General features: G+C 70.4%; 7 protein-coding genes. 4 read left to right on the forward strand and 3 right to left on the reverse strand.

The features are described 5' to 3' along the window. Both ESO86_RS06930 and ESO86_RS06935 read left to right on the forward strand, forming a co-directional pair. Positions 1–648, forward strand: a 648-nt coding sequence (locus ESO86_RS06930; protein ID WP_165307448.1) for an SGNH/GDSL hydrolase family protein, incomplete at its 5' end; no start/stop codon positions are given. A 259-nt stretch (positions 649–907) separates the two neighbouring features. Then, complete coding sequence (locus ESO86_RS06935; protein ID WP_129234241.1) at positions 908–2638, forward strand: hypothetical protein; 1731 nt, start codon at positions 908–910, stop codon at positions 2636–2638. A 36-nt stretch (positions 2639–2674) separates the two neighbouring features. Here ESO86_RS06935 and ESO86_RS06940 read toward each other — a convergent pair whose 3' ends face one another. Continuing rightward, a complete protein-coding gene (locus tag ESO86_RS06940; protein ID WP_129234242.1) occupies positions 2675–3115 on the reverse strand; it encodes a VOC family protein in 441 nt (146 codons plus the stop codon). Between the two features lie 203 nt (positions 3116–3318). Between ESO86_RS06940 and ESO86_RS06945 the strand changes: the two genes are divergently transcribed. Then, a complete protein-coding gene (locus tag ESO86_RS06945) occupies positions 3319–5379 on the forward strand; it encodes a S8 family serine peptidase (RefSeq protein WP_129234243.1) in 2061 nt (686 codons plus the stop codon). Between the two features lie 39 nt (positions 5380–5418). Here the strand turns inward: ESO86_RS06945 and ESO86_RS06950 are convergent, their stop codons facing one another. Further along, the gene (locus tag ESO86_RS06950; protein ID WP_129234244.1) at positions 5419–6195 is read right to left on the reverse strand and encodes a hypothetical protein; all 777 of its coding nucleotides are present in this window, start codon (positions 6193–6195) and stop codon (positions 5419–5421) included. 200 nt (positions 6196–6395) lie between these two features. After that, positions 6396–7391, reverse strand: a complete 996-nt coding sequence (locus tag ESO86_RS06955) for a LacI family DNA-binding transcriptional regulator (protein ID WP_129234245.1) — start codon at positions 7389–7391, stop codon at positions 6396–6398. A gap of 165 nt (positions 7392–7556) precedes the next feature. Between ESO86_RS06955 and ESO86_RS06960 the strand changes: the two genes are divergently transcribed. After that, positions 7557–8837, forward strand: coding sequence for an ABC transporter substrate-binding protein (locus ESO86_RS06960; RefSeq protein WP_129234246.1), 1281 nt, complete (start codon positions 7557–7559; stop codon positions 8835–8837). The last annotated feature ends 111 nt before the right edge of the window (positions 8838–8948 follow it).

Below are 8948 nucleotides of genomic sequence, written 5' to 3' on the forward strand. Positions count from 1 at the left end.
CGCGCCGGCGCAGCGCTCGCCGCCGCCGCCGCCGGGGCGAGCCTGATCGTCGGCTGCGCAGCGACCAGGGCATCCGACGTGACGGGCACGCCCGAGGCATCCGTCGTCGCCACCCTCGGCACGTTCGCCGCCGTCGGCGACTCGATCACCGATGCCGACAGCCGCGACTTCGCTGCCGGTGACCTCGGCGCCGCCTCGTGGGCGACGTACGTCGTCGACGAGGGGTTCGCGTTCGCCGGCGGCTGGGCGGAGTGGGGCGCGACGACCCAGCGGATGGCGGAGTCGGTCGGGCCCGTCGAGGCGGACGTGCTCGTCGTGCTCGCCGGCACCAACGACGTCGCGTTCGGCATCCCGTTCGACGAGTCGGCGTCGAACCTCGCCCGGATCGTCGACGCGGTCGGCATCGCGGACGTGGTCGTCGTCTCGATCCCGCCGATGGACGCCTTCCCCGAGGGTGCGGAGGCGTACAACGCGCGCCTCGACGACCTGGCCCGCGATCTCGGATGGCGGTTCGTCGACGCCGCCGCGGGCGTGCGGACCAGCGACGGTCGGTTCGGCGCCGGAATGAGCTCCGACGGCCTGCATCCGACGGCCGATGGTGCGCGGGTCATCGGCGCGGCGATCGCCGCGGCGCTGCGCGACGGGTGAGCGCGACCGGGCCGGGGGCTCAGGCTGACGTCGGTGCCGCCACCCGCTCGGGTTCTCCCACGATGCCGCCGCTCGCGAGGTGGACGACCACGACCCCGAGGGCCTTCCACCATCCTCCGCGATCCCGGAATGGGACCAATGTCACCTCGTCCGGGCCGACATGGGTCTAGGTTCTGGGGCCGAGCACGACCGCCGGTCGTGACGGCGGGGCGCGGATGGGGAGACGAGCGCGCCCCGCAGATCTCAATGGGGTGATCTGATGAAGTCCTCGACGATGCAGTGGGCCGCGCAGCTGGCGCTCGTGGGGCTGGTCCTCACGACCGCCGCGATCGATTCCGGCGCGAGATCCGGTCCGACCACCGACGGCGCGCAGGCGCTCGCCGGGGGTGCGACGGCCGCGGTCGCGAAGGCGTCCACGAAGGTCCCGGAGGGGACCGGGAACCTGGCCGAGGACATCCGGATCATGCTCCTGCGGTCGTACGTTCCCGCGGACGGGCGCCTGTCCATCGACGCCGACCCGCCGCAGATCACGATCGTCAAGCGCGACCCCGGCTCGGGCGACCTGACGCGGTTCGAGCTGCCCGACTGCCCGACGCGCATCACCGACACCGACGCGTTCACCGACCTCTTCAACGACACGAAGAGCGAGACGGTCGAGCAGCACTTCCGCGACATGGCCGCCGACCTCGGGTTCAAGAAGAAGGACCTCGAACGAGCGGGCACCGCCTTCCCGTACTGCAGCTGGTGGGCGCGCATCAACACCAAGGTGTACGACAGCCGCGACTACACGCGGAACACGACGCCGGTGCAGGACGGCATGGACATCTTCCTGCCGGACTCGGACGCCACCTACTGGGCGGTGCCGTTCGACGCGAGCACCGAACCGGACCGCCACGGACTCGTCCTCGACCACGTCGAGATCGACGGGCAGTTCCAGGAGCAGCTGTTCATGTCGTACGTGCTCTACGACTCGAGCATGGACTTCTACTACTACGAGAACGGCGCCGGCACGATCTGCCAGTCGTACAACACCGACTTCCAGATCGAGCCGGATGCCGGTTCGGTCAACCCGTGGGTCGATGACAGCACGGCGTACGAGGACACGTACACCATCCGGCTCGTGCCCGATCCGCAGGGCACGGACTGCAGCGGTGGCGGTCCCGGCGCCTTCGCCAGCGACGGCACGGACTTCAACGTACTGCCGCTGAGTCGCACGGGCTCGGGGTACGGCCCTTCGGCGTCGAGCGCGAGCCCGGTGCAGGGCGACTTCTTCGGGGCGGCCGCCGACGGCTCGGTCCCGCGCGCCTCGAACGCCTGCGCCTACGTGGGTGCCGACCTGACGCCGTGCTCGACCCCGCTGATGTTCGTCGCGCCCACGGCCGCGGCGCAGAACAGCGTGTGGTCGAACCCGGTCGCCGGGTACCTCGCCGCCGGATTCATCCCGGCGCCGGACGAGGTGTACGTCTTCCGCGGCAAGGCTCCGCGCGTCCCGGTGGGTGCGAGCCCAGTGCCGTGGAACGACAACGATCCGGCGGAGTACGACATGAGGTACTTCTCGCTCTGCCTCGACAAGAAGGTCTGGCCGTACCCGGCGCAGGATGCGAACTGGTCGTGCGCCAACGGCTCGTTCGGCAGCGGCGAGTACGACCCCGTGAAGAACCCCGACGGCCTGACGCGGCTCGCCATCGGCGCGGACGGGTACTGGACCGTGATCGTGTCGTCGGCGGACCTCAGCGACAGCCAGCAGGTCGGCGATGCGACCGTGCTCCGCGTGGAGGCCGGCGTGCCGGCGGCGATGATCATGCGCCACATGGTCGTCAGCGACGACTTCCACAACGCGGTGCAGGACGTCCCGCGGGACGGGGCGTGGACCTCGGCGTTCGCGACGCTCGGCGAGTACTACCCGGTGAACTCGGTCGTCTGCAACCTGGGCCAGTTCGAGCAGAGGGGATGGCAGCACGGCGGATGCTTCGTGCCCCCGGTGGGCTGAGCCAGGTCACCGGCGCGCTGGGCCGAGCAGGGCGGGTCACCCGACCTGCTCGGCCAGCGCCACGATGATGCCCGCGGGGCCGCGGAGGTAGCAGAGCCGGTACTCGTCCTGGTAGTTCGCGACCTCGCGCAGCAGCTCGGCGCCGTGCGGGCGCAGGCGGGCGAGCGTGTCGTCGAGGTCGTCGACGGCGAACATCACCCGGTGCAGCCCGAGGGTGTTGGGCGGCGGCACCGCGGGTGTCGGGGCGGATGCCTCGGGGCGGAGGTACGTCGTCAGCTCGAGCCGGCCGTGGCCGTCGGGCACGCGCATCATCGCGATCTCGCTCCGGATGCCGTCGAGGCCGACGGCCCGGTCGGCGAAGTCGCCCTCGATGTGCGCGCGGCCCTCGAGCTCCATGCCGAGCTCGGCGAAGAACGCGATCGCCGCATCCAGGTCGTCGACGACGATGGCGACGTTGTCGATGCGTCGGATGGTCATGGTTCGAGGCTAGGTCGACCCCCTGACGGGAGCGCATGCCCGAGCGGCTCCGATGCGTGCCCGATCGGCCGGCGGCATCCGCCCGCGTGCGCATTGCCGCCCCCAACCCCACGGGGTTAGACTCGCGCCGCCGTAATCAGGTGCCGTCGGGATCGCCGCCCGCTCTGGACCCGGTCCCATGACCGAGAGCGCGAGGGCGAGCCATGCCGAAGATCACGATCAACGGAATCACCGTCGACACCAGCGCTCCGCAGCGCGACCTGCAGGCCTTCGGGCTGGATGCCGAGGAAGTGGCGAGCTCGGATCACATCCTCATCCACACGACCGAGCCGATGACGGCCGAGCAGCGCGCCGCGGTCGCCGAGGTCGGTGCCGAGGTGCAGGAGTACGTCTCCGACAACACCTACCTCGCCACCTACCCGCCGAACGACATCGGGCCCGTGTCCGACCTGTCGTTCGTCGACTGGGCCGGGCCCTACGCGAAGGCCTTCAAGATCCCGCCGTCCCTCGTCGGCGCGAACGTCGACGCGGCGGGGCCGCGCGACTTCGGGTTCGACACGCCGCATCCGTCGCGCGCGTTCACGCCGGTCGACCTGCTGCTGCACCCGGACGTCACGCCGACCGACGAGCTCGTCGAGCGGGTCGCCCGAGCCGCCAAGGTGAACCCGGAGCAGGTCGTGGTCACGCCCGCGAAGCTCCGCGTCACGACCGAGCAGGGCCGACTGCCGAGGCTCGCGACCATCGACGAGGTCCGGGAGATCCAGCCGGTGCCGGAGCGTCGCCTCTTCAACAACGTCGCCCGCGGCATCCTGAACGCCGACGTCACCGTGAACGGGACGCCGTTCCGCGGCGACGGCGAGGTGGTCGCGGTCGCCGACACCGGGTTCGACCGGGGCGACGCTGCGAACCCGCATCCGGCGTTCGCCGGCCGCGTCGCGCGGTTGCAGGCGCTCGGTCGCACGTCGCCGGCGCGCGCCGACGATCCGCACGGGCATGGCACGCACGTCGCGGGGTCGGTGCTCGGGAGCGGCAACTCGGCCACGATGGGCGGCGCGATCGAGGGCACCGCGCCGGAGGCGCAGCTCATCCTGCAGAGCCTGATCGACTCCGGCGGCGGGCTCGGCGGCATCCCCGCCGACCTCACCGACCTCTTCCAGCCGACGTACGACGACGGCGCGCGCGTGCACACCAACTCCTGGGGTTCGACGATTCCGGGCCTGCCGTACGGCCCGTCATCGCGGGAGATCGACGCGTTCGTCTGGAACAACCCCGACGAGGTGATCTGCTTCGCCGCGGGCAACGACGGCATCGACGGCGACGCCGACGGTGCGATCGATCCGGGCCAGATCGGCGCCGAGGCGGCGGCGAAGAACTGCATCACGATCGGCGCGAGCGAGAGCGTACGCGACTTCGGGTTCACGTACCGCGACTACTGGCCGTCGGACTATCCGAGCGACCCGGTCGGCGGCGACCTGCAGGCCGACTCATCGGTCGGCATGGCGGCGTTCTCGAGCCGCGGACCGACGCAGGAGGGGCGCATCAAGCCCGACGTGATCGCGCCCGGAACGTGCATCCTCTCGACGCTCTCGCGCAACGCGCCCGGCGGCGACGACTTCGGCGTCTCGGGCGACCCGCTGTTCTTCTTCGACACGGGGACCTCGATGGCCACGCCGCTCGTCGCCGGCTGCGCCGCCGTGGTTCGGGAGACCCTCGTGAAGAACGGGCTGGCGACGCCGAGCGCCGCACTCGTGAAGGCGCTGCTCGTGAACGGGGCGGTCGAGCTGCCCGGACAGTACACCCCGTCGGAGGCCGGGGAGTCGCCCAACACGAACTCGGGCTGGGGCAGGGTGGATCTCGCGGGGTCGATCATCCTGCCCGGGCCGGCCGCCGATGGCGGGTTCGGCGAAGGCGGGCCGCTGGACCAGGGCGACGAGGAGTCGTTCGAGGTGGAGATCCCGGAGGAGTCGCCGGAGCGCGACGACCGGGGACTGCTCGCAGCCGGCGGTGCCACGTTCAAGGTGACGCTCGTCTGGTCCGACCCGCCCGGCGCGCTGCTGCAGAACGACCTCGACCTGATCGTGATCGCCGCCGACGGCACCGAACGCCATGGCAACGTCGGCACCGCCGTCGGCTTCGACCGCGCCAACAACGTCGAGCAGGTCCGATGGGTCGGGATGCCGCCGGGCACGGCGACGGTGGTCGTGCGTGCGTTCCGCATCACGCAGTTCGCGCAGCCGTACGCGTTCGCGTGGCGGATCTCCTGAGGGCTTCGGAGTCGGAGAGCCGCGATGCCGCCCGGCCCGTCATCGAGGTCGGGCGACGCAACTCCGGAAGTAGATCAGGTTCGCCGTCGCCACGCTGGTACTCGGTGAATCGATGACGTCGACGAGACCGTCGAGGTAGTCATTGGCGAGATCTATGGATTCGTTCGCGAGCCCGAGCGTATCGAGCACGTCGAAGGCGCCCGGCACGCTCGCCACCGCCGCGTCGAGGTAGGCTGCGACCTCCGTGCTGTCGGTCCCGACGTACTCGTATGCGGCCGGCTCCGATCGCGCCTGGATCTCTCCGAGCCCGTCGAGGCCCTCCCGCGCGACCGTGCACATGAGTCCCTTGAGCACCCTCTCTTCCAGGGCCACGACCAGCGCGAGGAAGTCCTGCGACGGCTCCCTGATGAAGTTCGCGGCCGCGAGCCTGACAGCGTCGTCGGGTATGGAGAGCTCCCAGCCGATCGCGACTTCGAGCACCCGGTCCCACGCCTTGTAGGCGGCGATCCATCGCTCCGCGGTATCCAGGAGTCGCTGCTCGGCCTGGGTGAGCCTCACCCCGTTGGCTACTGCCTCGTCAGCCCGTCGGACCGCCTGCTGGAGCGCCGGTGGAGGTGCGATGGCCGTCGGTTCGGCTGCCTTGGCGAAGTCGTCCGTGTACCCGTCGAAGGTGGTGACTGCAGACTCGATCCCGTTCGTCAGAGCCGATCTCACGCCGCCCGGCAGTGTACGAGCGATGTTCGCGCTTCCACTGGGGGCGAATCCGCACCCGCTCGTGATCGTCGCCGTCACCATCACGAGGACGGCGAGCGTCACGCCTCGACGTCGTGAGCGCGGAGTCATCCCGCCGGCGCGCGCCTTCGGCTGTGCTCTGAGAGACACGTTTCCCCCCTCTGCGACCGGTGCGAGAAACAGAGTGAATATCACTCAGGTTGTAGTCGGAGGCTAACGGCAGCCACTTCGCAGACGTGTCCCCCGAAGGCGGGCATTTGCGGCGGCGTCGTGCCGTACGTGGGTCACTCCCCCCGGTCGCCGCAGCCGCACGACTCCCGGAGTTCGAGCTCGTAGCCGAGGACCTCGTGCACCGGATCGCCGTCGGCCTCCGCGAGGAGGCCCACGGCCCGCTCGGCGATCCTGGGGATCGGCTGGCGGACGGTGCTGAGCGCCGGCACTGCGAATGCCGAGTGGCCGGTACCGTCGAAGCCCATGACGGCGAGGTCATGCGGCACGCGGAGTCCCAACCGGTGGGCGGCGTGAAGCACGCCGTACGCCTGCTCGTCGGTCGCGCACGTGACGGCGCGGGGCCGGTCCGGTCGGGCGAGCCAGTCGAGGGCCCTGGCCGCGGCATCCGCTCGTGACGTGGCCGAGTTGACCTCGATGGTGCGGATCGGGGTGCCGGCGCGATCGACGGCGGCGGCGAAGCCGCGCCGGTGCTGCCCGGCGCCGACCGAGTCGTAGGGGCCGTTGAGGAGCGCGATCGAGTCGTAGCCGTGGGAGACGAGGTGTTCGGCTGCCGCGCGTGCCGCCTCTTCGTAGTCGATGGTGATCGACGATGCCGCGGACCCGCGGTCGACCGGGTGCAGGGCGACGACCGGGATGCCGGCTTGCGTGAACGCGCTGAAGTCGGGGTGCTCGCGGATCGAGACCATGACGACCGAGTCCACCCGGCGGTCGACGAACGCGGAGATGATCTGCGCCTCGCGGTCCTCGTCGAGGGCGGAGTCTCCGATGAGCAGCAGATCGCCCCTGGCGATCGCCGCGTCCTCCAGGGCTCGCGCGAGCTCTCCGAAGAACGGGTTCGCGATGTCGGGCACGATGAGCCCGACCGACGCGGTGCGGCCGAAGCTCAGCGCGCGGGCGAGCGCGTTCGGCCGATAGTTGAGCTTCTCGGCCGCGGCGAGCACCTTCGCGCGGGTCTCGTCGGAGACGTTCCGCGGGCCGTTGTTGAAGACATAGCTGACGACGGCGGTGGAGGTGCCCGCCAGCTGCGCCACGTCGCGTCCTGTCGCCATCCGTTCCCCCTGTTAACGCTAACCGGTTAGATGTCTGGCAATGCTAGCACCGAGATCGCGGGAATCCGGTTGTTGCGGGAAATCCCGGCTGCGCCTATAGTGCCATCTAACCGCTTCGTCTAGCCGCTTAGATGACGGCGATACACTGCAGGAAGGTGCATTTCAATGAAGCGATCACATCTGCTCCTCGCGGCTGCCGCAGCCGGCGCGCTGGTGCTCAGCGGCTGCTCGTCGGCGAGCGAATCGGCGTCCGCCTCGGGCACGGTGAACCTGCTCGGCCCCGAGGACCCGGCCACGTTCGCGCCGGTCATCGAGGCGTTCGAGGCAGACCACCCCGACATCACCATCGAGTACACGCAGGTGCCCTTCGACCAGTACTCCAACACGCTCCAGCAGCGCCTCGGCGCGAAGGACGACAGCATCGACGTCTACGCCGTCGACCAGCCGAACCTCTCGCAGCTCGCGGCGCAGGGCTTCCTCGAGGACCTCAGCGACCTCGAGGACGAGGCTCGCGCGGCGACCTCGGCGGCCCAGTTCGACATCAACGTCTACGACGGCAGGATGTGGGCGCTGTCGATCTGGAACTCGACTCAGATGCTGTTCTTCAACCGCGACGCCCTCACCGCGGCCGGCGTCGAGGCGCCCCCTGTCGACCCGGCCGAGCGCTGGACCTGGGAGCAGGTCGTCGAGGCGGGGCGCGCGACGCAGGACGCCGGGATGGAGTACGGCCTGCTGTTCGAGCAGGTCGAGGCCTACTACCAGCTGCAGCCGCTCGCCGAGTCGCTCGGCGGCGGGTCGGGCATCACCGGCGACGAGATGCTCACGGTCGACGTCACCGACGACGGCTGGCAGGAGGCCATGGACTGGTACGCCGAGACGTTCGAGAGCGGCCTCTCGCCGCGCGGCGTCGGCGGCTTCCAGACCTCACCCGTCTTCATGGACGGCGACGTGACGTTCTTCATCGGCGGGCCGTGGGACGTCGGTCGCTTCGCGAACGACGTCGACTTCGACTGGGGTGTCGCACCGATGCCGTACTTCGACGGCGGCGAGGTCGCGACTCCGACCGGTTCGTGGTCGTGGGGCATCAACACCGCATCGAAGAACACGGACGCCGCGCGGCAGTTCCTCGAGTTCGCCGCCCTCGACGCCGCCGGCAACCTCGCCACGACCGAGGCGACGACGATCATCCCCGCGAACTCCGAGGCGGCGGCCGAGTACCTCCCCGGCCTCGAGGAGCTCGGCGGCGAGCACACCGTCGGCATCGCCGACCTCATCACCTACGAGGTCGAGAACACGGCGGTCGCACGACCCGTCTCGGTCGGCTACGTGCAGTTCGAGTCCGCGATGAACCGCGCGTTCGCCGACATCCGCAACGGATCGCCGGTCGCGAGCCGCCTCGACCAGGCGACGACGCAGATCGAGGATGCCTGGAGCAAGTTGCGATGACCATCCAGTCGACCCGTGCGGGCGCGCGCGACACGCGCGCTCGCACGGGGAACCCCGGGCCGCGCACGCCGCGGCCGCTCCGGCAGCACCCCGCGTTGATCGCGCTGGCGT

The sequence above is a fragment of the Agromyces binzhouensis genome (assembly GCF_004135055.1).
Taxonomy (GTDB): domain Bacteria; phylum Actinomycetota; class Actinomycetes; order Actinomycetales; family Microbacteriaceae; genus Agromyces; species Agromyces binzhouensis.

Coding starts and splice junctions, on each gene's coding strand:
- ESO86_RS06935 (WP_129234241.1), top strand. CDS start 908: ATGAAGTCCTCGACGATGCAGTGGGCCGCGCAGCTGGCGCTCGTGGGG.
- ESO86_RS06940 (WP_129234242.1), bottom strand. CDS start 3,115: ATGACCATCCGACGCATCGACAACGTCGCCATCGTCGTCGACGACCTG.
- ESO86_RS06945 (WP_129234243.1), top strand. CDS start 3,319: ATGCCGAAGATCACGATCAACGGAATCACCGTCGACACCAGCGCTCCG.
- ESO86_RS06955 (WP_129234245.1), bottom strand. CDS start 7,391: ATGGCGACAGGACGCGACGTGGCGCAGCTGGCGGGCACCTCCACCGCC.
- ESO86_RS06960 (WP_129234246.1), top strand. CDS start 7,557: ATGAAGCGATCACATCTGCTCCTCGCGGCTGCCGCAGCCGGCGCGCTG.